The 23,496-nt window shown below is 63.7% G+C and carries 27 protein-coding genes; 16 read left to right on the plus strand and 11 right to left on the minus strand.

All coding sequences use genetic code 11. The features are described from left to right. Nucleotides 1–118: 118 nt before the first annotated feature. Nucleotides 119–385 (minus strand): hypothetical protein, encoded by a 267-nt coding sequence (locus tag QZX93_RS11215; protein ID WP_295392575.1) that lies wholly within the window; start codon nt 383–385, stop codon nt 119–121. Nucleotides 386–1,119: 734 nt separating this feature from the next. On the opposite strand from QZX93_RS11215, the gene QZX93_RS11220 reads away from it, so the two are divergent. The 4 genes from QZX93_RS11220 to QZX93_RS11235 all read left to right on the plus strand — a co-directional run bounded on the left by QZX93_RS11220 (nt 1,120) and on the right by QZX93_RS11235 (nt 3,218). Continuing rightward, on the plus strand, nt 1,120–2,127 hold the full coding sequence (locus QZX93_RS11220) for a helix-turn-helix transcriptional regulator (RefSeq protein WP_295392577.1): 1,008 nt from the start codon (nt 1,120–1,122) through the stop codon (nt 2,125–2,127). After that, nucleotides 2,124–2,480, plus strand: a complete 357-nt coding sequence (locus tag QZX93_RS11225; protein ID WP_295392579.1) for a hypothetical protein — start codon at nt 2,124–2,126, stop codon at nt 2,478–2,480. The genes QZX93_RS11220 and QZX93_RS11225 overlap by 4 nt, the downstream gene beginning before the upstream one ends. Next, nucleotides 2,470–2,940 carry a hypothetical protein gene (locus QZX93_RS11230; RefSeq protein ID WP_295392580.1) on the plus strand — a complete coding sequence of 157 codons (471 nt, stop codon included), beginning with the start codon at nt 2,470–2,472 and terminating at the stop codon, nt 2,938–2,940. The genes QZX93_RS11225 and QZX93_RS11230 overlap by 11 nt, the downstream gene beginning before the upstream one ends. Before the next feature lie 68 nt (nt 2,941–3,008). After that, nucleotides 3,009–3,218: a hypothetical protein gene (locus QZX93_RS11235; protein ID WP_295392582.1), complete on the plus strand. Its 210-nt coding sequence runs from the start codon at nt 3,009–3,011 to the stop codon at nt 3,216–3,218. A 40-nt stretch (nt 3,219–3,258) separates the two neighbouring features. On the opposite strand, the gene QZX93_RS11240 is transcribed toward QZX93_RS11235, so the two are convergent. Both QZX93_RS11240 and QZX93_RS11245 read right to left on the minus strand, forming a co-directional pair. Further along, nucleotides 3,259–3,597 carry a hypothetical protein gene (locus tag QZX93_RS11240; RefSeq protein WP_295392583.1) on the minus strand — a complete coding sequence of 113 codons (339 nt, stop codon included), beginning with the start codon at nt 3,595–3,597 and terminating at the stop codon, nt 3,259–3,261. Then, complete coding sequence (locus tag QZX93_RS11245) at nt 3,598–4,131, minus strand: hypothetical protein (protein WP_295392584.1); 534 nt, start codon at nt 4,129–4,131, stop codon at nt 3,598–3,600. Between the two features lie 40 nt (nt 4,132–4,171). Between QZX93_RS11245 and QZX93_RS11250 the strand changes: the two genes are divergently transcribed. The 8 genes from QZX93_RS11250 (at nt 4,172) to QZX93_RS11285 (ending at nt 11,384) form a co-directional block, all read left to right on the plus strand. Next, a complete protein-coding gene (locus QZX93_RS11250) occupies nt 4,172–4,366 on the plus strand; it encodes a hypothetical protein (RefSeq protein WP_295392586.1) in 195 nt (64 codons plus the stop codon). Between the two features lie 30 nt (nt 4,367–4,396). Continuing rightward, the gene (locus tag QZX93_RS11255; protein ID WP_100922787.1) at nt 4,397–4,615 is read left to right on the plus strand and encodes a PRTRC system protein C; all 219 of its coding nucleotides are present in this window, start codon (nt 4,397–4,399) and stop codon (nt 4,613–4,615) included. 87 nt (nt 4,616–4,702) lie between these two features. Next, on the plus strand, nt 4,703–5,938 hold the full coding sequence (locus tag QZX93_RS11260; RefSeq protein WP_295390961.1) for a hypothetical protein: 1,236 nt from the start codon (nt 4,703–4,705) through the stop codon (nt 5,936–5,938). Then, complete coding sequence (locus tag QZX93_RS11265) at nt 5,925–6,668, plus strand: PRTRC system protein B (protein WP_295390963.1); 744 nt, start codon at nt 5,925–5,927, stop codon at nt 6,666–6,668. The genes QZX93_RS11260 and QZX93_RS11265 overlap by 14 nt, the downstream gene beginning before the upstream one ends. A gap of 23 nt (nt 6,669–6,691) precedes the next feature. Beyond that, nucleotides 6,692–8,953, plus strand: coding sequence for an ATP-dependent helicase (locus tag QZX93_RS11270; protein ID WP_295390965.1), 2,262 nt, complete (start codon nt 6,692–6,694; stop codon nt 8,951–8,953). Then, nucleotides 8,950–10,092 (plus strand): tyrosine-type recombinase/integrase, encoded by a 1,143-nt coding sequence (locus QZX93_RS11275; RefSeq protein ID WP_295390967.1) that lies wholly within the window; start codon nt 8,950–8,952, stop codon nt 10,090–10,092. Before QZX93_RS11270 ends, QZX93_RS11275 begins: the two co-directional genes overlap by 4 nt. A gap of 427 nt (nt 10,093–10,519) precedes the next feature. Continuing rightward, nucleotides 10,520–11,161, plus strand: coding sequence for a ParA family partition ATPase (gene parA, locus QZX93_RS11280; RefSeq protein WP_295390969.1), 642 nt, complete (start codon nt 10,520–10,522; stop codon nt 11,159–11,161). Continuing rightward, nucleotides 11,154–11,384: a hypothetical protein gene (locus tag QZX93_RS11285; RefSeq protein ID WP_295390971.1), complete on the plus strand. Its 231-nt coding sequence runs from the start codon at nt 11,154–11,156 to the stop codon at nt 11,382–11,384. Before parA ends, QZX93_RS11285 begins: the two co-directional genes overlap by 8 nt. Before the next feature lie 272 nt (nt 11,385–11,656). Here the strand turns inward: QZX93_RS11285 and QZX93_RS11290 are convergent, their stop codons facing one another. From QZX93_RS11290 to QZX93_RS11325, 8 genes are all read right to left on the minus strand, one after another. Further along, on the minus strand, nt 11,657–12,151 hold the full coding sequence (locus tag QZX93_RS11290) for a hypothetical protein (RefSeq protein WP_295390973.1): 495 nt from the start codon (nt 12,149–12,151) through the stop codon (nt 11,657–11,659). Between the two features lie 9 nt (nt 12,152–12,160). Further along, the gene (locus QZX93_RS11295) at nt 12,161–12,913 is read right to left on the minus strand and encodes a hypothetical protein (RefSeq protein ID WP_295390975.1); all 753 of its coding nucleotides are present in this window, start codon (nt 12,911–12,913) and stop codon (nt 12,161–12,163) included. Nucleotides 12,914–12,937: 24 nt separating this feature from the next. Further along, complete coding sequence (locus tag QZX93_RS11300) at nt 12,938–13,288, minus strand: ankyrin repeat domain-containing protein (RefSeq protein ID WP_295390977.1); 351 nt, start codon at nt 13,286–13,288, stop codon at nt 12,938–12,940. A 718-nt stretch (nt 13,289–14,006) separates the two neighbouring features. Continuing rightward, nucleotides 14,007–14,732, minus strand: a complete 726-nt coding sequence (locus QZX93_RS11305) for a hypothetical protein (RefSeq protein WP_295390979.1) — start codon at nt 14,730–14,732, stop codon at nt 14,007–14,009. A gap of 269 nt (nt 14,733–15,001) precedes the next feature. Next, the gene (locus QZX93_RS11310; protein WP_295390981.1) at nt 15,002–17,497 is read right to left on the minus strand and encodes an Hsp70 family protein; all 2,496 of its coding nucleotides are present in this window, start codon (nt 17,495–17,497) and stop codon (nt 15,002–15,004) included. Beyond that, entirely contained in the window at nt 17,494–18,246 is a 753-nt protein-coding gene (locus QZX93_RS11315; RefSeq protein WP_295390983.1) for a hypothetical protein, read from the minus strand. The genes QZX93_RS11310 and QZX93_RS11315 overlap by 4 nt, the downstream gene beginning before the upstream one ends. A gap of 75 nt (nt 18,247–18,321) precedes the next feature. After that, entirely contained in the window at nt 18,322–19,923 is a 1,602-nt protein-coding gene (locus QZX93_RS11320; protein WP_295390985.1) for a hypothetical protein, read from the minus strand. A gap of 189 nt (nt 19,924–20,112) precedes the next feature. Next, the gene (locus tag QZX93_RS11325) at nt 20,113–21,225 is read right to left on the minus strand and encodes a serine/threonine-protein kinase (protein ID WP_295390987.1); all 1,113 of its coding nucleotides are present in this window, start codon (nt 21,223–21,225) and stop codon (nt 20,113–20,115) included. Nucleotides 21,226–21,630: 405 nt separating this feature from the next. On the opposite strand from QZX93_RS11325, the gene QZX93_RS11330 reads away from it, so the two are divergent. From QZX93_RS11330 to traA, 4 genes are all read left to right on the plus strand, one after another. Beyond that, a complete protein-coding gene (locus QZX93_RS11330) occupies nt 21,631–22,389 on the plus strand; it encodes a DsbC family protein (protein WP_295390988.1) in 759 nt (252 codons plus the stop codon). After that, the gene (locus tag QZX93_RS11335; protein ID WP_295390990.1) at nt 22,386–22,616 is read left to right on the plus strand and encodes a conjugal transfer protein TraV; all 231 of its coding nucleotides are present in this window, start codon (nt 22,386–22,388) and stop codon (nt 22,614–22,616) included. The genes QZX93_RS11330 and QZX93_RS11335 overlap by 4 nt, the downstream gene beginning before the upstream one ends. Further along, entirely contained in the window at nt 22,613–22,999 is a 387-nt protein-coding gene (locus tag QZX93_RS11340; protein WP_295390992.1) for a TraV family lipoprotein, read from the plus strand. Before QZX93_RS11335 ends, QZX93_RS11340 begins: the two co-directional genes overlap by 4 nt. Nucleotides 23,000–23,086: 87 nt before the next feature. After that, the gene (gene traA, locus QZX93_RS11345) at nt 23,087–23,434 is read left to right on the plus strand and encodes a TraA family conjugative transfer protein (protein ID WP_295390994.1); all 348 of its coding nucleotides are present in this window, start codon (nt 23,087–23,089) and stop codon (nt 23,432–23,434) included. Nucleotides 23,435–23,496 lie beyond the last annotated feature (62 nt).

The raw sequence follows: 23,496 nt of genomic DNA on the forward strand, positions 1-23,496 counted from the left end.
CCCTACGGGCTCCCTGCGTTTCCTCCCCCAGCGCGTCGACCAGAACGTGTTTCACATGCGTTGCCATCGGTGATCTCCTTCAGACCGCCCTACAGTAATTTAACCGGGGGGTGCTGTCTCACCTACATTGGCACAGAGGGTGCTCCGGCTGCATCGAGGGCACAGCTCTGAAGTACGGGTCGGCAAGCAGATCTTGACGCAGCGTCACCAACTGGGCGGACAGTCCCTTCGGGTCGTCGATCTCCAGCTTGCCGAGGATGAAATAGCGTGAGCATCCTTCGTTGCCGACAATCAGCTGGCCCTTGGTGTTGAACAGGGTCGGATCGCCCGCCTCGTCCACGAAGTAGTCGATGGCCGATTTTTCACTGCCGGTACCGACGCTCATTGGTCCTTGGCCTCACCGGTCGCCACGGCATCGGGCCAGCCACCGAACTTTTTGATCACAGCGTCGATCTCCCGCATCAGGCAGATGGTCCCGTTCAGAGCGACGAGCTTGCCACCGAGTCTAGTCAGCGCGCGGAACAGAATCCAGTCTCCGGTCAGTCACACAGAGTTTGCCGTGGAATCTTGGTGCCCACCGCGAAAAGGCGTGGCTAGTTCCAGGCGTGCAGAAGACTCCAGGTTTGCGTGTTCGGTGCTCCTAACCAGACCGAGCGTTCAGCCCTGGGTGCCACTGTACCCTCCCTGTTGAAACCCAGCTGCCCCCGCTGGAGCCCCGACGACTGAAGCCGCCCAGTTGGGGGCGCCGACCCCATCGGATACCCAACGCCAATATCTGCAAACACGTAACCATGGTGTGGTGACAACGACGCCTCGTCACCCGCCGCGGGTGCCGTTTCGCTGTGACCAGGGGGACCAGCCAGGCGTCGGCGCGGCAGCATGCGTGTTCCGATCGTGCGGCTTCGGCAATCATTACGACGCGCTGCGCGCCGTTTCGGCGGGGTAGCCCCGGACGGGAACCCGCCTCGGGTTGAGCGAGACGCGGTTGCGCGCCCTTTTTAAGGTCACATAGCTTGGCTCATTAGCGCCTTAATTACAAATATGGCGCTTAAAAGATCATTGTAGATTGGTCTTAAGGCGTCTAATCTGTCTACAACGACGTTAGACAGGAGATGCGCCATGACCGAGACCCTGAATCCCGATGCCCTGAAGCTCCACCGCAACAAGCGGGGTTGGTCCCAGGACCAGCTCGCAGACGCGACCAATATCAGCAAGACCCAGATCAGTCGCTGGGAGCGGGGCAAGCAGACCGCCCGCATCAGGTCCCATAGCCGCGAACAGCTATGCGCCGCCCTCGGCGTCAAATGGGAGCAGTTGACGCGAGCCCCTGAAAAGCCGGACATCGCTTTCTTTCGAAACCGTGTCCCGCTGAAGGGCGGCATCGACGGGTCGGCCAGGACCTTCCTGACCCTCATGCAACGGCACTATGGCCTGATCGAGGATGCAATCATCGATCTTGCCCCACTCGCCTTTCTGATCCTCGCGGAGCGCAGCCTGCGCGCCCGGCAAACCGCGCTCGATCAGACCTTACAGTCACTAGACGCCGCAACTGGGGAGGCGCACCGTCGTTTGCCCTATATGCGGGCAGCATTCTGGGACCACTACGATCATGACTGGGTGCACAGGGAGCGCAAATCTATTGAAGAGTCGGATGTTTTCGAAGATTACCGCGATGAAGACGGCGAAGAGTTATCGTCCTTTATCAACTTCCTGCAAGACGAACTGAAGGAGCTTGGCCTGTTCCAGGAGTCTCCGATCGAGTTCGAATCACGCTATAGGACTGCACCGTACTACGAAGTCCCCATGGAGGTCCTCGGTTCAATCGTCGGGCTCGATCCAGGCATTAAACCAGACCGAAGTGTCCTCGGATGGATTCAACACGGACAGATCAATCTAGGGGAGGTAAGCGAAAAAAAGGACCAGATGGCAGAGGAGGATTACCGTCGCTGGATTGACGAGAAATATCGCTCCGTTACCGAGGAGCTTCGAGCCCGGATGCCACGCTTACATCGACATCCAAGAAAAGACGATCTACCTGGGAATCAGTCAAAGAAAGACCGCGCCGATAGCAGCAACGCCAGTACTAACGCGCAGATCGACAGTACCAATGCGGAGAATTGCAAATGAACCTGACGCTGACCCAACACGCCCAGTCCCGCGTCCGTCAACGGGGAATGCGCGAGTCCGATATCCCAGTGATCGTCGCCGCGGGGACGCCTGTGGATGACGACAGTCTTTTCCTGCTCGGGCAGGACGTGGACCGTGAGATCCGCCGCCGCAAACAGGAGATCAATGCCTTGGAGCGGTTGCGGGGCTGTCGTGTGGTGATCGCTGGCGACAAGGTAGTCACCGTCTATCGCCCATCGCACCGGACCGAGAAGCGCCTGCTGCGCGGCGAGCACCACTATCCCGGCGTCCGCAACCCGGCCAGCGCGGTGCGCCAACCGTCATACGCCGGAGAGTACGCCGATGTTGCCTGATACCGTCCAATTTGCCGAATTGCAGCACCAGCTTGTGGCCTTACAGCGAACCATCGCCGGCCTTCAGCGCGTTCTTGAGCCTCCGCCCCGAGCGCCCGCGCCACGCCCTGCGTCCCGTCCGCTGGTGTCCGGTTACCGGCTGTTCGGGCAGGACTTTCCGACCCGTTTCGCCAAGGATACGTTCGTGGAACTCTTGCGCCACTTCGCGGAACTGGAGCCCGCGTTTCCAGCGCGCTTTCATCAGGCGACGCGGGTCATAGGGCGCTCACGCCGCTATGTGGGGCGTACACCGCAGGAAGTCTATCCGACTACACCGACGCTGTGGACTGAAACCGAGGCTTTTGCACCCGGCTGGTTGGTCGGCACCAATGAGAACGACGTGAAGAAGCGCCAACTGCTGAAATTGGCCTGCGAAGTCATGGGATTGCGTTTTGCGCGTGATGTGCAGGTCTGGATGTGAATGCCGGAAGCGTGGTCCTCGTCACCCATGATGTCGGTGGAGGCCCCGCTGGGTAGCGAACCCCATCCGTGTCGTCCTGGCAGGCGGACCCGGCCCGCCTGCCCAACGTCTATGACCTGTTCCCGGAACTGGCGCAGGCCGAGCGGCTGGACGCCGGCGACACGCCAAGTTGTTCCGCCGCCGCGGCCCTGGCCGCGCAAGATGCGCCACCCCTATCCTGTCAATCTCCACCCCTTGAGTATCCAGCCAGGCTTTCAAACGCTGGGGACTGCCGCTGATGCAGGTATACAATGCCTTTTAGAACGTGCTGCTCAGCAGTCATTTCCATACGCGCCCCCAGTCCGCCCGCTCGTCAGCAAAAGCACACAGCTGTCCCAGCGCGAATGTTGGGGCGCGCAACTTTTCCTCAAAAAGGGCTGGCTCCCTCTCCAGTACCCCAAGAAGGATCCCGGCGAAGTCTGTCAAGGCAAAGGTAGTGCTGAAATCCTCCACCAGATGATCATAGATGTAGAAGTCGCGGCCAAGGCGCTCCCCCTTGTAGCGGATGTGGCAATCAAAAACGCCATCGGCTGTTTGCCACACCAGACGGAAGTTGGGGAACTCGGCAATGATATTGCCGATATTGATCAGTGCAGTGCGGAGTGGGGTGTCGGTCATTTAGAAGTCCTCTTTGTCGATTGACTTGCGGATGTTCTTCCATCTGGCTTCATCGAGGAGTACTGAGCCGAGGAAGTACAAGCTCTTCCCCAACTCGGGCTGCCATGCATGAGACAGCAACATTGCGTCATGTTTGTAGTTCATCATCTTGATCCCCATCTCTTTAATCAGCCAATACATATCGTATTGGAGGTTTTGGCGAATCTTGGGAATCGATGACTGACAAACGTGCTTGACGAATTTCCATGGCGGAACCTCCTCCTCAGCGGTTTTCCACCATGACTTTTTCTCCACCACAAAGGGGATGTGCAGGGCGTGGTGGGGGTCGCTGGCAAAACCCACCTCACTGATTTGCAGTGGCGACCGTTCTGTCTCGATGTCCACTGCCAACAACGGCGAGTGCTTGCCGTGTTGTTCCCAGCACGCCCACAGGTCAGGGATTGTGGGTTCGGCCCAGATCTCACGAACCGTCTGGCGCGTCTCGGGGAACTCGCATTCTCGCCGCGCCTTCGTCAAGTCAAGCAGCAAAGGCACACGCAGGTTCCACTTGAACAATACCGCCGAAGGATGATAGGTGGGAAGGACCCTGTTCATCAACCGCTGGGTGGCCGTCGCCGCCTGCGATCTGCTGTGGCAGTTGGTGCGACACGGCACCATCGGCGTCCACGGTTTCTTCATCAACCCCACCGGCGTGCGCGTGCGCGAGTTGGCCATCGACCCCCGCACCTGGGCGAGCTTTGGACTCGTCGCCGGGCGCCAGGCCGCCTGATCCCCCGACCCAAACCGGAAGCAGCATCCCATGACCGCAACCACCATTGAGACCCCGCCCCGCGTCTTTCGCCTCGGCGCCCTGGAACTGGCCGACCCCGACGCCTCCCTGTCCGCCGAGGACGCGCTGGCGCTCTACGCGCCGAACTTCCCCCAGGTCCAGGGTGCAACGCTCGCGGCGCCCGAGTTCCGCGCCGACGGGACCCTGGTCTATCCCGTCGAGCGCCCGACGGTGAAGACCAAAGGGTAGCCCGACAATGAACCCCGGCGAGATCACCGCCCGGCTGCGCGCCTGGGCGGATCACCGCGCAACGCCACCGGCACAGGAGCACACCCCATGCGGGCTCAGAGTTACAGCAGGCTGGCAACAGCGCCGGATCGATCAGGTCCTCAGCCGCGCCGCCCAGGATCGGCGGCGTGGCCGGTTCGACCCCCGGGCGTTGCCGCCGGCCTGAGTCCGCTCGCCTTCCCCTTGCGCGCCGCGCCCGGCACCTTCCACGGGGAGACGGACACCCGCCGTGCCTATGCCGACTGGCTGGAACACGACTGGCAGGAGGTCGCCGGCCTGCTGGAGTTCACCCTGGAAACCGGGCTGGTGGACGGCAACGCGGTGGCCGTGGCACTGGACGCGAACGACGGCGGCGATGCGCGTCCACTCTATAGACTCGCCTCGACTGCCCTTGAGGCCATTGGCGACCATCTGAACGCCCAGGTCGCGGACCTGGTGGACCCCGCGCTGCGCCCGGCCCTGCTGATCGGCGTGGAAGGGCGCGACGGCGCGATCCACCTGGTGGGCGAGGGCACGGCGCTGGTCTGCCACCGCCTGCCGTTGCTCACGCTGCATCCCGATCTGGCCAGCCTGTGTTATCGCGTCTGCATCCTGATGCGTGAGACCCTGGGGATCGACAGTACCCGCGGCTGGCAGCCGGACCTGTTCTGGAGCGTGGAGGAGCGCCTGGACGCCTTTCTGGCGGTGCCCGCGGCGGTGCGCAATGACCCCGCCGCCTTCCATGCCGCCTGTATCGACGAGGCCCAGGAGTGCGGCTGGTTGGAGCGCGGCACCGAGTCCGTGGCGGACGCGGCGGACCTGGCCGCCGAGTTGGCGTCCTGGCTCGACGCGCGCAACCGTTGGGAGGCGTTCGTCAAACGCCAAGACCGGCGCCGCCCGCTGACCGTCGCGCAGGTGGACGCCAAGGCCGCCCGGTTGGCCGCGGACCTGGAGCGTGCCGCTGCGCACCCGGTCGACCTGGCCTGGGCACGCTGGGTCCAGCTGGTGTGTGCTCGGCTCCAAGTCGCGGCGGGGCGCTCGCCGGCCGTGCCCACCCCGGAGGACGAGGGCGCATGGGCGCTCGACTGGCTGATCCAATTGGACCCCGGGCTCCCCTGGTTCGAGGACGCACTGCAAGACACCCTCGACCAAGCCGCCCAGGCTGGGGAGCGCATGCTGGCCAGCTACCCCGTTGCGGCCGGCGGTGCCCGGTCCATCCTGGACGCACTGACCAACGCCGCGACGGCGATGGCCCTGATCCTGGCCGCCCCGTCCGGCGATGAGGCCGACCATGCCGCTCACTGAAACCATGGCGCTACCCAGCATCACCACCACCCGCCCCACCGGGGCCATCGTCTTCCACGAGCAGCGCCGGGAGGGCGGGGGCGGGATCACCTATCATCCGCTGGACGATGACGCGCAGGGAACCCGCATTCTCCCCGGTCGGCCGCTGACCGTGGCCGATGCCCGCGCCCTGCTGGAATCCCTGCTCGGGGAGCGCACCAGCGAACTGCGGTGGACGCCGCCGAACGTGCTCGCTTCCGGGGACGAAGCGCTGGTCTGGTCTGTGCCCGGAACTGTGCGCCCCATGCTCTTTCGTGGGAAGAAGGACGGCCCGATCCGCCTGGACGTACCCTGGCCAACCCTGGTCTTCGCCGCCACCGACGGCGCCATCCGGCTCGCCGCGATCAAGTCGCGCGGTCGGCCGACGGCGCGCACGCCACTGTTCCACGCGCCTCTGTGGAACGTCTATGCCGACGGCCGGGTGTGCCTCGGCAGTGCCACGGTCCCACCCCTGGACGGCATCGACGCCATGCCGGCCTACGAGAGCGCGATCTTCGACACCCTGTTCAGCCATGGGAACTTTCGGGGCAATCTAGCCTATCGGCAGGACCACGGCGAGACCAGCGACCGCGATCATCTGCGGTTCTGGCGCGAGCTGGCGCTGGCCAAGACGCCCCGCTTTCCAAATGCGGTCCTGGTGCCCATGGGCCAGCGGCTGGCGACCTGGCTCGGGTTGGAGCGGAGCCGGTAGATGATCCCCGAACAGAGCACACCATGAGCTACACCGACGAACAACTGCGCGCCATCGAGCACACCGGCGGCCATAGCCTGACCTACGCCGTGGCCGGCTCGGGCAAGACCCATATGCTGGTCGGTCGGGTCCTGTTCCTGCTGGAGCAGGGGGTGCCGGCCGAACGCATCCGCGTGCTCGCCTTCAATCGTGAGGCGGCCAAGGAGTTTCAGACCCGCCTTGCGGGTGCACTGCCGACGCACCGCGCCGCGCCCAAGGTGTCCACCTTCCATAGCCTGGGGCTGTCCCTCACCGCCCTGTTCGAGAAGCATGAACTGCTGCCGCGCCGCCGCCTGGAGCCGAGCGAAGCCGTGGAGAAGAAGCTCGCCCGCGAGGCCGCCCTGGCGGCGCTGAAGGAGGAGGGCAGCGACGAGTACCCGAGCCAGGACGCGTTCGAGGCGTTTCGCGCCTTCATCGGATTGGTCAAGTCGGACCTGCTGTCCGCGGCGGACGCCTTCCGGACCTTTGGCTTGCTGCCGTCCTGCGCCTACTTCGTCCGGGCCTTCACGCTCTTCGAGCAGGCGCGCGAGCGTGCCGGCCTGCGGTTCTTCGCCGACCTGTTGTCGGACCCCGTGGCGGTGATGCGCGCCAACCCCAAAGCGCTCGCGCTAGTCACGAACAAGCTGGACCTGGTGGTAGTCGATGAGTTCCAGGACGTGAGTCGCGTCCAGGTGGAGCTGCTGATCCAACTGGTGGGGACCCGGGCGTACCTGAACGCGGTGGGCGACGATTCGCAGTGCATCTACGCCTGGCGCGGCGCGCGGCCGGAGGTCATGGGGGCTGAGTTCGCTCGGCACTTCCCCGGGGCGACCCGTTACACCCTGTCCCGGACCTTCCGCTTCGGCCACCGGGTGTCGCTGGCCGCCGCCCAGTTGATCGGCCACAACCGCAACCGCATGGACACCCTGTGCGTCTCGGCGCCGTCCACGCCGGACACCGGCATCGACGTGCTCCGTGCCACCTCGGCCGGGGACCAGTCCGCGCTGGTGGCGGCCATCGACGCCTGGTGCCGCGCCGGACGGTCGCTGCGCGAGGTGGCAGTCCTCGCCCGACTCTGGGCGCAGACGCTGAGCCTGGAACTGGCCCTGCTGGAGCGCGACATCCCCTATGTGAAGGCCAAGGACGACCTCTTCCGGGTCCCCGAGATCGCCGGACTCCTGGGCTACCTGCGCCTGGCCGCCGGCACGCTCTTCGCCGAGCCGCGCGCCCGCGAGATCGTCCGGCACATGCTCGCGACCCCAACCCTGTGGCTCACGGCGGCCACGCTCGACACCCTGGCGGATGCCATCGTCCGCGCCCCCGCGCAGGCCCCGACCCTGCTCATGCAGACCGCCCGCCAGGCCAGGAAGCCCTATCACGAAACGCGGATCGCCGATCGTGCGCAGTTGTGGCATGAGGCCCTGGGCTGGGCCGACCTGCCGGCCGCCGTTGCGCTGCGGATCTATGCCGCCACCACCGATCTGGTGAGTGCCTTCGCCACCTCGGCCACCACTGAGGCGGCGGCCGAAAAGGAGTTGGCCTATCAGACGCTCCTGGATTGGGCGGTGCGCACCAGCACCACCGTCGGTGCGTTCGTCGCCCGCATGGATGCGCTGCGGCGGTCCCGCGAACGCTACGAGGCCGGCGGCGACGCGGTGCTGCTGTCGTCGATTCACCAGGTGAAGGGGCGCGAGTTCCCCCTGGTCATCGTCACCGGGCTGGAAGACGGGCTGTTCCCGTCGCGCCGATCCAGTGCCGAGCCAATGCGTGAGGAGGAACGGCGGCTCGCCTATGTGGCGATGACCCGCGTCCAGGAACAACTCCTGTTGGTGGTGCCGCCCGATGCGCGGTTCGATGCGGCCTGGCTGGGCACCCCCACCCGGGGTCCCGGTCAGGCGAAGACCGCCGCCAGTCCCTTCGCCTTCGAGGCCAATCTGCGCACCAGCACGGCACTTGGGGAGGCGATCACCCGCCGGCTGTCCGGTGCCGACCCCGGAGCGGACTTGCCGGAGGCGTCGCTCCAGGCGGCACCGGTGCTCAACCGCTATCTGGGGGAAGTGGGGCTTGATGAACGCTACCAACCGCCGGCGCAGCCGCCGACGGCGCCGGTTCCCCCCGGCGACTGGGGCATCAACGACCGGGTGCGACACCCCTTCTTCGGCGATGGACTGGTGGTCGGCATTCGTGACCAGGACATCCTGGACATCAACTTCGGCGAGACCCGCCGATCCATCAAGTCGGGCGTCGTGGCCATGGAGCGGGTGTGATCGCGCTTGAACCCGGCGGGCGCTTCGATCCCGCCCTCGGCCGACTCCCGAGCGCGGTCGCCCACGCGCTCTTCCGCGGTGACGATTGGTTGGCGACCTCGAGCCTCTCCATCACGACCGCACTGGAGGCCGCCGCGTCGAACACCCGCATCGCCTGGGCCTGCGACTGGGCGGTCTTCCGGACCTGGGCACTGGGTCGGGCGGCGGCCTGGTATCCGGACGAGCGCGACCGCATCCGCCTTCCGACCCAGCCGGAACTGCTGGTGCGGTTCGTGACCGACATGCTGGGCGGCTATGACGGGGAGCCGGCCCGCGCCCGGGCCACGGTGCAGCGCTACCTGTGTACCCTGAGCACGCTGCATCGCCTCCTGGATGCGCCCGATCCGACCAAGGCGCCGATGGTGCGCAACACGGTCAAGGCGAAGACGCGCGGCAGCGGTGGCCAGGACCAGGCGGCGCCGTTGCGCTGGGCCGATGTGCTGGCCGCCCTGGCGGTGCTGACTCGTGACCCCGGGGACCTGAAGGGCCTACGGGATGCCGCCCTGCTGGCGGTCGGCCACAACACCATGGCGCGCCGTGCCGAGTTGGTGGCCATCAATGTGGCGGACTTGGAGTTCGCGGACGGCGACGGTGCCCTGGTGCTGCTGCGCCCGACCAAGCAGCGACTGGAGGCGGAGCCGGAGCCCCGGTATCTGGCGCCGCTGACCGCGGAGCTGCTGCGTACCTGGATGGCGCGCGGCAACATCCAGGCGGGACCGGTGTTCACCCGCTTGCGCAGCAACGGCGGGCGTGGTCCAGCGGCCGTCCTGCTGATCACCGCACAGAGCCTGAGCGCGCCGGAGGTCAACACGGTAGTCAAACTCGCCGTGGCGCGGATCGCCATTGAGAACGGCACCTTGGACGTGACGGGCGACCGGCGGGAGGTCCGGCGGGCGATGCTGCGGCATGCGGCGGCCTTCTCCGGGCACTCGCTGCGGGTCGGTGCGGCCCAGGACCTGGCGGCGGCCGGCGTCTCCACGGCGGGGATTCTCCAGGCCGGGGGCTGGAAGGATGAGCGGATGATCCGGCGCTACCTGCGCAAGCTGCGGGCGCGCGAAGGGGGGATGGCGCAGTTCTTTGGGGCTGGTGCGCCAGCGTGACGGAAGCAGGGATCTTTGCTTGGTCTCTTCCAAGGTTCCTTGGAGACAAGGAAGCGAGGAAGGGAAGAAGCCGGGAAGCTGAGAAGGGAGGATGTTAAGTGCATCGGGCGGGGTCCAGGCGGAGGTTGAGTCGTCCCCACCTTGTCACCGGGTGGGGCTTTCACCGTCTCGCGGAAACTGGGAAGCGAGGAAGCAACGAAGCGGTGAAGGGATGAAGGCGGGAAGTAATGAGGCTTGCCGAACTCAAATGGCGTCGCCGTCGATCTGGCCGCGGAATGCGAAGTCGCCGGCAGGCGGCTTCAAAGGAACGGTTGTTGAGAGGAAGTGAGGAAGCGAGGAAGGAACCCAGCGCTGAAGCCAGGAAGCAGGGAAGCGAGGAACCGTTGAAATCACGTAACAAAGTTCGATCAACCAGGGAGTTAAATCTGTGCCAAACGTCGTCGCCATCCTCAACCCCAAAGGCGGGTGCGGGAAAACCACCCTGGCCGCCCATCTGGCCCGGGCGCTGCACCTCAAGGGGCAGACGGTCCTGCTCGCCGATGCCGACGCGCAAGGCAGCGCCCGGGACTGGCACAACGCGGGGGACGGGAAGGCCGGCTTTCCCGTGATCGGCCTGGACCGGCCGACGCTCGATCGGGACTTGGTCTCCCTGGGCGCACCCTATCAGTGGGTCTTCATCGACGGCGCCGCCAAGCTGGAGAAGATGATCGCGGCGGCCGTCAAGGCCGCGGACCTGGTGCTCATCCCGATCCAGCCCTCACCTTTAGATATATGGGCGTGTGACCCGCTGGTCGAGATGATCCAGGCGCGCCAGACCGTCACGGACGGTCGCCCCGCGGCTGCCTTCGTCGTCACCCGGGCCAAGAAGGGTACCATCCTGGCGCGGGAGGTCGCCGACGCGATCAAGACCTACGGGTTCCCGATCCTGCAAGGGGCCATCTATTATCGCACGATCTTTGCGCGGTCCATGGCCGACGGGTCCACCGCCATGGACGACGAGCCCGCAGGACCGGCCGCGTGGGAGATCCACCACCTGCTCAAGCAAATCCAGGAGGCGTTCGATGTCTGAACCGCGTTTGAAGGTCAAGCCTCGCCCCGGGCAATCCGCCGCGGGCAGCGGGATACCGTCGGATCTGGCGCCGCTGACCGCGCTGGCCGCAGAGGAGCCCACCGCGCGGCTCAACGTCCAGATCCCGGCGAAGATGCGCCAGCAACTGAAGATTCGGGCGGTACAGGAGGGGCGTACGGTTCAGGACTTGGTGAAGCAATTGCTTGATGAGTATCTGAACTGAAGGTGAGCCGACCCGGTGCTCCAATCTCTCCGGACTGCCGTGCAAACTTAAGGGTGGTAGATTTCGGGCGAACTGGGCACAGTCGGCCCGGTGGGTGTCGGCTTTGGCGAAGACCTCCGACTTGTCCAGCAATGGGTTAAGGCCAAAAACAGATCCTTCTGTATTCACAGTTTGTTGAGGCCCAGCTCGCTGGTTTTCTCGTCTAAGTGGCGCAAGCGACAGCCGATGCGGCAAGTTCCTCAGACCCCCGGTTAGTATGGACCAGCACGCGGTCAGGCGGTGGCCAGCCGCTTTCTGACCATGTTCCGCGTGGCGTCGTCGAGCCAGGTCTGAGCCAGGCACCAGCGGCCGAGGGTTGCCCTGCCTGACCGCGTCCCGGCGTCTGCCTGTGTCGCGCTGAGTTCGCAGAGTGCATAGATGACCCGTGCCAAGTCCGTCGGAAACTCCTCAGGCCCCAATGCCATGAGCCTCTTGGCGTGGCGATGTACTGCTCGCAAGACGCAGATGGGCGGCGCAGGGTCTCCGAAGAGCTCGGCGAATGTCTCAATCCCGTTATCTGACAAAGACTGCTCAATCTCTACTAACCGTTTGGGTAGCTCAATACCTTCATCACGAAGCGCATTCAGCACGCGGGAGCGCATCTGATGCTGTAACAATGCACCCAACGCGGTCTCGCCGATGGATGTGTCCGGATGTTCCCCTGTCGACAGCAACACCGACAGGATACGGGTACGCTCGGACTGGCTTATAGGGCTTGGCTTGAGCATGGCATATCCTCATGCGTCCTTCGGTATTCCCCACACGAGACTCATCCCCTCACCGGATACGATCTTTCGGAGATCCCGTAATTCTGCTTGCAGATCGGCACCGGGTCCCGCATAAGACATGATAACGGTCTCCAAATGCCGCTTGAACATCCTGCCGCCGGTGGTGAGCAGATTGATTGCCCGGCGCGGAGAATCGATTCCCAGCCGTTCCACCATGGCCTCGTAGCCCACCGGCTCTTCGCCGCGCAGCGCAGGGTCCGCAAGGCGTAAACGAAAGACCTGCCAGATATCATCGCGGCAGCGGTCTCGGCATTCCTGTTCCAGCAAGTCTACCGCAGTAGACAGAACCTGTTGTGCCCAAAGGCTCTGCAACAGATCTTCCAGGCTGACCTGATCCGCAACGAACTCGGAAAGCTCCTCCCTGCTTTCCACCAAGGCGGTTTCAGTCTTGGCCCGCCGGAGCTCGGAGATGGTATAGTTGCGCAAGGCCTTGATCAGGAGATTGCGGAATCGCCCGCGCTGCGGATCGGCTGCGGAAAGGAGTCCCCCCGCGATGACCTTGGAGAGCATGAAATCCTGCAACAGGTCCTCCGCCTTATCGCGGTTGATCTTCATCCCCGTTACCAGAAACCGGTGCAAGGCTGCGAAGTACAGCCCGAGGAATTCCGACAACGCGTTCTGGCGTACCTCGCCACTTCCAAACGCGGCCCTCCCCACTAGAGACCAGCGGGTTTCTGGGAAAGGGGCGTCACGCTTGGGCATGGGTTCTGAACCGTGACCGTGCCTTCAGTTCCTTCCGCCCGGCGACGCACTACACCCTTTCTTCTTTGATTTGCGGCACTCGGCATCACGCAGAATGCGGACGACTTCTCCATGGCCGTTAAGGCGAGCTAGGGCTAAAGCAGTTTCTCCTCGCTTTCCTTTGATGCTCGGATCGGCGCTGTGATCGATCAGAGCTCGCGCTATGCCTAGATAACCGCCTTGCGCTGCAAGCATCAATGCGGTTCGACCGTAAATGTTTTTCGCATTGACTTTTGCGCCTTTTTCGAGAAGGGATATCGCTGTGGTCTCTTGTCCTGCGAGCGCAGCATTCATCAACGGCGTCATTCCATCTTTGTCGGCCCCATTGACGTTCAAGACTTCCGGGGCGTCGGTGGATGGTACCACCTGAGACTGACTGACCGAGTTCGCGGAATATGGGAGTGTGGGGTGATTGGACGTCTTACCATCAGTAACCGCTGACCCCCGCGGTGCCACCGCCACGGGAACTCGGACAGACTCCAAGACCATGGTGCTCACCCGTGCTGTCCCCTGGCTACCGGATTGCTGGGCTTGCCCAGTTGCGTTAGTCCCGATCTTCGCCTCCTCTTTCAGCTCCCCCTCAGTCGGTCTGGACCCGACCGCAGCGGGGACAACCGGCGCCGCGCTCGGTAAGTTGGCGAGCGCTTGTCCATCAGTCGTCAAGGGTCTAATAGCGAGAGCTATGCTGTCCGGTCCTTTGGCCCCGGACCAGAGGTAAGCGAGCGAACCAATTCCGGCGATTGCTACCAGAACCACGCTACCAATCAAGGCAAACGACTTAGACTTGGATCGCTCTTTGGACCGCGCGGACAACTCTGCGGCAGCTGGGCCCTCGGTCTCGTCGCTGTGCTTGGCCACGGCAACCTGCGTCGCATCCGTGCGCGCCGGCCGGTCGCTGTTAGCCGGCGACCGTTCCCCCTTGGCGCGCTGCGCCTCAAGAAACTCCCAAACGATGACAGCAGCTTCGCGTTCTTGAACAACGGACATGGCAACAACCATTGGAATAATTTAGACAGAAGGCCGCTCACTATCCCCCGGCAGACCCAGGACGCATTCACTGGACCAAGACGTTCGGAAGGGGGTTTGCTGGCGTGGTAATTCCTACCCCCGACTGAGACTTTACCTCTTTTCCAAGACGCTCGATCTGGCCGGTTAGTCCGCCCAGTAGCGATTCGAACCGTGCCTTGACGCCTTGAATGTCTTTTCTAAGCATTTCCAACTCCTCATGTTGTTTCGTCCAGGTCGCCTGGCTCTCCCGGGTTGCGGCCCTTGACGTCTCGGCAATAGCACTCGTTTGCGCCATCTGGTTCTTGATGCCAGCATTAATCTCGGAGGCCAGTCGTGCCAACCCATCGGTAACGTCGCTCCGTGTCGTCAACCCCGCAAGACGTCCGTCAAGGCCATCCGAAACAGCCGCGATAGCACCGCGCATGTCCGTCACTGAGCGCACCTGGCTTGCCGCCAGTTCTTCCTGACGCCTGACCACATCGGCTAGGGCTTTGTGGTTCGTGGCACTGGTGGTCGCCAACTCCTGTTTCAATGCAGCTATTTCGTCGTTATAGCGCAGCCCCTGAGCAACGAACAGCAGGAGTGCCGCCCCGCCCGTCAAGACCAGCCCAAGCCTGCGCAACCCAGAGGAGGGGGCGGTACGCCGCCGTAGCCGCTCCAATGCGCGGGGGTAGAGCGGATTGGTCGGATCGGCCTTGGCAGCTAGAACCCAGCATCGTTCTGCATCCAGACGATAGCCGAGTTGCCCGTAGATCTTCGCTCGCAGATCCATCTCCTCTGCTGTAGAACTGGCGTCCTGCGGCGACAGACTATCAAGTAATCCAAGCGCCTCCTCGTATCGACCGGACCTGGCCAAATATATAGCCTGATCAAGTAAGAATTCTCGGTCGGCTGGCCCTAAACCGCTGTCAGACGGGGTCGGCGTGACTCCGATTTCTGTCAAGATAGACCTATTGCGCATGGCATCTGCCCCATGATTCGGCGGGATCGCGGACTGACTCCCGTGATCCCGCACACAAAGAATGTATGAACAGGACTCACTCAGATGATGGTGCTGCCTAGCCTGTTCCTGGCCTCCTCTCGCTCCACGATCGGCAACAGCGAGAAGAGTTGCCGCACGGCGGAACGCAGGCCCTCGACGTCATTGTTGTTCACCGCGCGCTGCGCCTGCGCAATCAATCGCCGCGCCTGTGCCACGTCGGTCATGGAATCGGCCCGCTCTTCGGCAAAATCGAGCTGGGCAATCCAGAATGCCGGAAGACGCTGCAAGATGTCGTAGCGCAGGCGGTCCATAGTGATGATGCACACCTTCAGAGCAGCCTCGTCGCCGCTCGCAATGGCGCGCTGCCTGTCGCGCTCAAGCGTATCGTGGCGCTCGTGATCGGCCGGAGTGACATCACGATCAAAATCAGCGATGATTTTGTCCAAAAGGTCCTTCGTCTCTGCGACCTCCGCCAGGGCCTTGGGCCAGGCCGTGGCGTCTTCGGCCGTATCGATGGCTGCGGCGAGGTCGAGCAGGCGCCGGTCGAGCTGGGACAGGGCATCATCATCTTCGGCGGCAGCCTCGGCCAGGGCCTCGGCCTCCGCGATCATCCCTTCGCGGTTGATCCGATCCAATGCCTGCGTGGCCTTGGGACTGGCGCCCCCGGGGTCGGACCTGACGGCCTCCAGGCGCGCCTTCTGCTGATCCAACTCCTTGCGTAGGGCCTCAGGCGACTTGTGGACCGTCTTCTCGTCGAATTGGACATCGAACTCCTCGTCCAGCATCGGCACGAAGGCGGAGACCGCGACGTGCAGCGACTCATTCATCTTGACCGTGATCTCGATCTTATTGCCGGCCGGCAGGTCACGGCGGATGTCCGAGCCGCGGATGATCAAATCGCCGACGAAGTGATTACGCTCCGCCCGTGGGTTCTCGCCTTCCAGGACCGGTATCCGCAACACGTCGTCCGAATTCCCGGCCCGCAGCGACACGGTCGTACGGCGGTCCTGCTGCCCCCGCACGGGCAGGGACTTACCCTTGGTGATCAGGATACCGACCGAGCCATCGGCTAGGGCGATCCCGATGCTCTGGGGACAAGGCGGTTTGGTCGGCGGGATTCCGATCGTATAGAAGACGCTCTCCGGCTGGGTCGGAATACGTCGCCCCGCGGCGTCCAGAAGCTCGATCTCGAATTCGCACCGCTGCTGTCGCTCGGCAAAGAGCTGGGTCATGAACACCCCATCGGCACCCAGTGAGATACGCCCGCTGGACCAGCGGCTCCGCTTGTCGCGTAACTCAATGGTATAGCCTGCCGGAGAGACGCCGCCGACCGGGTTGACGCGCCCGCCGATATCGGGGTCCGGCTCGTTGCCCACTGGGGCGTGCTCAATCTCGATTTGCCAGGTACCCAGGGGCACGAGCCCCGGATCGAGAGGCGGCGCGGCCTGAGTACTGGCAAAGATCGCCGCGCCGCGAGCAACGACGGTCACGGGGTCAATGCCGAACTCCAGTGGCGCGCACAGCTCGGCCGCGACCGCCTCGCGCACCCATGGGTTGAGGGTCGAGCCGCCGACCATGAGGATGCGGTCCAGGCTCGCACCCGTGAGGCCCTTCTCCTCCAAGGTGCGCCGACAAAGCGTCAGGGACTTCTGAATGTAGCGTCCGCTGACCTTCTCGACCTGGGCGGGGGTCAGGGTATAGACGACCTCGACCGGATTGCCGTGGGCATCGTCGCACAGCTTTTCGATATAGACCTCCACTTCCTGACGGGTACGGCAGACCTCGATCTTCGCCTTTTCGATCTCGAACTTGAGCCGGCCGATGGCTCCTAGCCAACGCGGGCTGCTACGCCCGAAATCGGGCAGGTGATACTGTTGGGTCAGGGCCGGCACCAGCAATTCGGTCACCAGGTCCCAATCGATCAGCTTACCGCCGAGGTGGTTGTCGCCATTGTGATTGACCACCTGGATCAGGCCGTCGCGCACGCGCATGACAGCCGCGTCGAAGGTGCCGCCGCCGAAGTCGTAGACGAACCAGTGGGCGCTCTCACTCTCGCTCTGAAAGCCATAGGCAAGGGAGGCCGCCACCGGCTCCAGGAGCAGGGGCGCCAGGGCAAACCCTGCCCGCTCCGCCGCTCGCTGTGTCGCCGCGATTTGCGGGCGATCGAAGGCGGCCGGTACCGTGATGACCGCCGCGCGGACCTCTTCCTGGAGGTTCGAGCGGGCATCCGTCTTGAGCGATTTCAGTACCTCGGCCGATAGGTCTTCCGGTTGCATTTCGCGACCGCTACCGGCAAACACTTTCTTGCCCTCTGCGCTGCCCATGCGCAGCTTAAACTCAATATCGCCGTTGCCCAAATCGTGCATGAGCGTACGTTCTTTCGCCTCTTGACCGACCTGGACGTGTCCGCGGGGGTTGATATAGACCGCCGAGGGCGTTACCGTTGAGCCGCGGCTGTTCGGGATCACCCGGGCATCGATCCCGTCGATAACGGCGATGGTGCTGTTGGTGGTGCCGAGATCGATACCGAAGTCGATCGTCGCTCTGTGTGTCATGGCTGGGTCCTCTCAGTGGCTTCAGTAACTGAATTCGCGTCTGTTGTCGGAGTCTGCACCGAGTCTAGCGGTGAAAGCACCTCGGGTTGATCGTTTGTGGGAATGGCATCTACATTGGTGCCATCGCTTTCAATCATGATCTCGGGCGGGGTATTGCGTTGTGTCTCGGATGAGGCGTCAGTCGCCCTGGTCCTTTCGTGTTCCGCCTCGGCCGCCATGGGTACCGCCACGAAGACCTCGCCACGGCCGATCAGGCGGTCGTCGCGATAGATTACAGGGGCGATGGTCTCGATGACCTTTTCATAGGTGGTGCCAGGCGTCGGCTGAAAATTGGGTTTCATGGAGCCCTCGCTACCCGGGGCATAGCGGCGCCCGATCGGGTCATCGATCACCACGCCCGCCTGTTCGAGTGACGAGATTGCATTCTCCGCCCGCCGGTTCAACAACCGCAGTTTGCGATCTTGTTGAGCCGTTGCGTTGCCTTCGAGCTTGCGCCGGATGTCCCACAGACAGACGGCGACCTCGGCGATGGAGGAATCGAGATGCCCACTGCTCGGCTGTTGCGCAGGATCAGGCGTCATCTCATGACCGTCCGCGTCCAGGTCGCTGAGGCCCAAAGCCGAGAGAGGCAACGCAATCCGAAATTCGGGCCGATATTGCAACTGGCGGAGGTCAGAGATCAGTTCGCGAGTGCGAGCCATCAAGCCCCTCTTTGCATTTGTCGATCCGCTTGGGCTATTGTCATGCATTTTAGTCACCAGCGTTGCTATCACGCAATGTGGAAAAACGGAAATTCGTTGAATGCCCGCTACGTCAATCAGAAATCAGTTTTGCGGCTGATTTCCGAAACTCCAACCTTTTGCCCCAAGATCCCTGATTGTGGGATGCTTCAATTTTCTGCTGCGCGGCTTCATGCCATTGCGCCACAGAATGATACGGTCTATCGAAAATGTAATGGCAGTTAAGATTAAAGCAGACAGAAATGAATTAAATTCCCAGTCAGGAATATTCATGGCGCCTATTACTTGATAGAATAATACCCAAGATGAAACAAAGACACCCCAATGCAGCACAAGAGTGACACGGTGTCTCGTGGCGCATCTATTGCAGCGAGGGATTTCTATAGTTCTGTGGCGCCAGGTGATCTCGACGGTGTTTTTCGCGTAATTCGGCCGGCGATTAACATCCCCATACATTTCGATTTTGATCGCCTCCGTGGGATTTCCCTTCTCCTGTTCGCAAAAATAACACAGATCAACTTGATGATTGCTCAGTGCGGTTTTGCGGTTCTCTTCCAGGCGTGCCTTTTGGATCTCTCCGGTCGCTACTTTGATCGCCGCATCCATTAGACGCGTGACCTCTTTCCAATCCTCAGTCTGATTGCCATACTCGATCAGACATTTCAGTACCGCCTCGGCGATCGCATCGTGCGTTGCGGAGCGCGAGATATCCTCCTCGGCCAGCAACAGGTCCATGCTGCGGAGCAGGAGTTTGGTTTTTTCCAACAACCCTGAGGCCGCCCGAGCGCCCTGTTTGGCGTCGTCCGTGGCCATTTTCTTCGCCTGCTCGCATAGGCTGTCGATGCGGTGACGAATCGGCGCGAGCGCCGTCCGCAGCGCCTCGTTTCCGGCATCGGGGGCGGATGCGGCCCAGCCAACTTGTGCCGCGTAACTGCGGGCCAACCGATCGTCGCCACGCTCGGCCGCATCCAATGCCAACTGTGCATTGATCTTCGTCAACGCGTCCGGCAGGGTCGCCCGGATGCGACGTACCGACTCACTCGTCAATTGGGGGTCGCTCAATTCGTCGGCCCTTTGCTCCAGCCGTTGCCGGAAGGGCTCGCTTTCGACCATCGCCCGCCACCCGGAAAGCGCCTCTTTCCAGAGGGTCTCCGCTTTGAATTCAGGGGCCTGGAATGGCGCCGTCCGGGTCTCGGTGTCCGGCCCAGTCGCCATCCAGGCGCTGAGGTCCAAGGCGATCATGTGATTGAGTACAGTCCGGTTGTGCGCCCGCACCATCTCCTGATTGGGGTCACCGGACCCCAATGCCCAGGCATCGAATGCCCCTTGCACGTCGCCGCGCTCCAGTGCGGTCAACGCCGGGTCGGTCGCGGCCTCCCCGTCGAGCGGCCAGAACCAGAACAGCTCGTCGAGCAGGCGGGACTTCGGATCGTTCAACCGTTCCAGGGCGGTACGGTTCTCCTCGTCACTGGGATCGCGTAGCGCGAGCAGCCCCTGTCCGTCCGCCGCTGCCCCGGTACCGAGTTTGCGGGCCATATCGAGCCGCTTCTGGCGCCGGCGCACGTCCTGCGGCGTGGCAGTGACCGGGATGCCGAGCACCCGGAACAGGTTCTTGCGATACAGCGCGGGCGTCGCCAGGGCCAGCATCGCGGCGGCTTCGGCGTGGTCGGTTGTGTTCGCTGCCATCGTGGGTCTCCCGTCTTGCCCCAGGGTCCGGCGTCTGTTTCAGGCGCTGTTGTGCCGCTCTTATCCACTACTACGCGGCGCGCGGGCGAATGTTGCGCGGCCGTGAGAAAAAATCTGCACACCCAGACCGCGCGACCGATACCTTTCCCCGGCCCGAGCGCCTGGGCGAGCGGCGACCGGCCACGCAGATCACGGCCCCCGCGTTTTCCAGCGATTGGTCAAGGTGTCGATGGGGCAGTGCATGATGCCCTTGCGCCACAGTTCCAGTTGCGTGCCAAAGCGGTCGCGAAGCCCAGGGTCCTTGCACAGGGCCTCTTCCAGCAAGTCGGCGGCCGTCATCAGATTCAGCGGGTCCTGGGCGGCCAGGAAGGCCTCCCGTACGGCGCTGGCTGCCTCCGCCTGGAGATCGCGGTCGGTGTAGCCAGCCAGGGCATGCTTGGAGGTTTTCGGCGATTCGCTGCTCAAGCCGCTGTTGGCATTTTCGGGCTCCCAGAGTTCGAGGTCGGCGAGCAGGGCCACGGCATTGGGGTAGCGGTCCGCGGGATCGACGGCCAGGCAGCTCAGCACGATGCCCTCGAGGCCCGCATCGATGTTGATGTTGTAGAGGCTCGGTAGCCGCAGGGGCCGGCGGAAGCGGCCGGGGTTGTCGGTGTCGCGTTCGCTTAGGTTGGGATAGGGCAGCTTGTCGGTCAGCAGCAGGTGCAGGGTCGCCCCGATGGCCCAGACATCGGAGTGACAGGAGTCGACGTTGTTGAGCGATTCGGGCGGCTTGAAGGCCATGGTGCCGCGGGCAGTGGCGAGCAGCGTGAGCGGGTTGACTGACTTGGCAAGCCCGAAATCGGAGAGTCGGACGTGCAGCCCCGCGCCGTCGAAGCCGATCAGAATATTGGCCGGCTTGATGTCGCGATGGATGATCGGGGGTGTAGCGGAGTGCGCAACCGCGACCGCCCGGCAGGTTTGGCGGACGATATCGACGGCCTGCGCGACCGGCATCAGGTCCGCGCCGAAGGACTTCCAGTATTGCTCCAGCGACCCGCCCGAGACATAGGTCATGGTGAAGTAGCCGCTGTCACCCTGAGCGGTGGTCAGGACATTGGCGTCGAAGACCTCGATGATGTTGCGATGCCGCAGGGCAGAGAGCAGCAGGGCCTCGGCCAGGTCTCGTTCGATCTCGGCGACGGTGGCACCAGCCGCCTTAAACACCTTCATGGCCTGGCGCCCCATGAAACGGTGCTTGACCCGATACACTTCGGCAAAGGCTCCCTCACCCAAGAGGCGTTCGACCTCGTAGGTGTTTCGCACCGAGTCACCAGGTTGAAGTAAGGGCATCGACGTGTAGCCGGCGTTCAGTCTTCCTCAAAAAAGATTACGGTCGCTCGCCAGAATAGCGTTCAGGCTAAGGCGGGAGTGGCGGCAAGGAGGTTGCCAGGCTCAGGCTCCAACCCACAATGGTCAGGTACATCCAAGGCTGGCAAGTCAGGCAATGACATATTGGCGGAGGGTGCAGTCGATGAAATTATGGATGAGCGGCAGATGGAGATCAAGCAACAACGGCGAAAGCGCCTAGTCTTCATGGCCCCGTTGTTCGGGTGGCCGCTGTACCTCTTCCCGCATTCCCCCCAAAAAACCGAACTTTGGGCTCTCACACCCACCCCCCCTGATCGGGCACCCTGACGGCACCTTCACAGCCGGTTCGGGTCTCCGTCAATGCGCTTCTCCAGGTTTTCAGGGCTTCTTGCCGCGGCACTCGTCGCCCAGCCCCATGCCCTCTGGGCCGAGCCCGCCACCACCTTGGGCACGATCCTGGGGAGCAGCGACACGGCGATCCGTCGCATGGCCCGCCTGCCCGTCGGCGGCCTCCAGGCGGTGGAGACCAACGACGGGCAACTCCTGTTCATCTCAGACACCGGGCGCTACGTGGTCCGGGGCAAGGCCTACGACCTGTGGCACGGCGTGGCCCTGACCTCGCTCGCCCAGGCCGAGGACCTGGCCGGGCGCATCGATCTCAAGCACCTGAAACTCGACGTCGCCGACCTGGGTGCGCTCGACCTCGGCACGGGTCCGGAGGTCGTGGCCTTCGTCGACCCGCAATGCCCCCACTGCGCCAGCTTCTTCAAGGATCTGGCGTCGCTGGTGGACCGCTATCGGTTCCGCTTGATCCCCTTGCCCATCGCCGAGGACTCCCAATCCGAGGTGCTGGCCTTGCACTGCCTGGCCACCACCGACCGCGCCGCCGCGCTCGCGGCCCTGTTGGAACACCGCGCCGACGTGCCGACGGCCACGGGCACCTGCGGACAACAGACGGCCCAGCGCACCCTGATCACGGCCCAGATGTTCGGGGTGAGAGGGACCCCCTTCGTGATCGCGCCCGACGGACGCATCCACCAGGGCCGCCCGGACGACCTCAGCAGTTGGCTCGCCGGGATCCCGACTGGTACGCCCAAAACAGGGGAGGGCGGGCAGTGAGACGCGCCGGATGGTTGTGGCTGCTGTTCGCCGTGTCCCCGCTGACGGTACTGCCTGGCTGCGCCAGCGACAACGCGCAATTCGCCTGCCCTGGTTTCCCCAGTCGGCCGCTGTGCCTGCCCACCTCCGAAATCTATCGCCTGACGGACGGTGCCGGCCCACCGCCCGCGTCGGAACGCCGCCCGAGCGCCATCAGTACCACCAACAACAACGGGAGTTTCCTATGAAGCGAATCGGGATTGCCGTTGCACTGCCCCTGCTCGGCGCCCTGGCCGGCTGCGCCACGTTCCAACACCCAGGCCCGACGGTCGCCGGACCGGATCAACGCCCCGCGCAATTCGCACCCAAGCGGGTGTCGTCCACCACGATGGCCGTCTGGCTCGCGGCCTGGGAGGACGACAAGGGCGATCTCCATGCGCCGACGACCGTCTATGTCGAGGTGGACCCCACCCGCTGGAGCTACGCCGACCAGTCCACGACCTCGCGTTACACCGTGCTGCGCCCGCTGCAAGTGGAGCAGCGCCCGGCCGATGGGGGCGAGAGCCGTGGCGCCGCCGCCCAACCACCAACCCAGTTACCGGTTCCGCCTAGCGCTCGGCGCGGGGCCTAGTGAATCCCGGGGCTTGGCGCACCACGCCGGGTCATCGGCAACCCGCCGGAACGCCGGCAGTCATCGTCCTGCGCGAGAAGAAACCCTATGAAACCACAAGCACTCCAGCTGGGGCTGTCGCCCCGGCAACAAACCACGCTGATGGCCCTGGGCCTGCTGGCGTTGGTGGTCACCCTGATGCTGGTGTCCCACCCCAGCTTTGCCGGCACCGGGGGCGCCGAGTTCAACCCGCTCTACACCAAGCTGTCCGACTGGATGACGGGCTACCTAGGCCGCGTGGTGGCGGCGGTGTTCATCATCGTCGGGCTGGTGGCGGGGGTCGCCCGCGGGTCCGTGATGGGTTTTGTGTTCGGGGTCGCGGCCGGGACCGGCCTGTTCCTGGCGCCGAACGTCATCGACGCCACGGTATCCGCCACCCTGCCGCTGATCTCGTAAGCCGGAGCCGCTCGCAGCACCGGCCCGCGGGTCGGGCCGCCAACTGATCACCATTTCCGCCC

It is taken from the genome of uncultured Thiodictyon sp. (assembly GCF_903946935.1).
Classification (GTDB): domain Bacteria; phylum Pseudomonadota; class Gammaproteobacteria; order Chromatiales; family Chromatiaceae; genus Thiodictyon.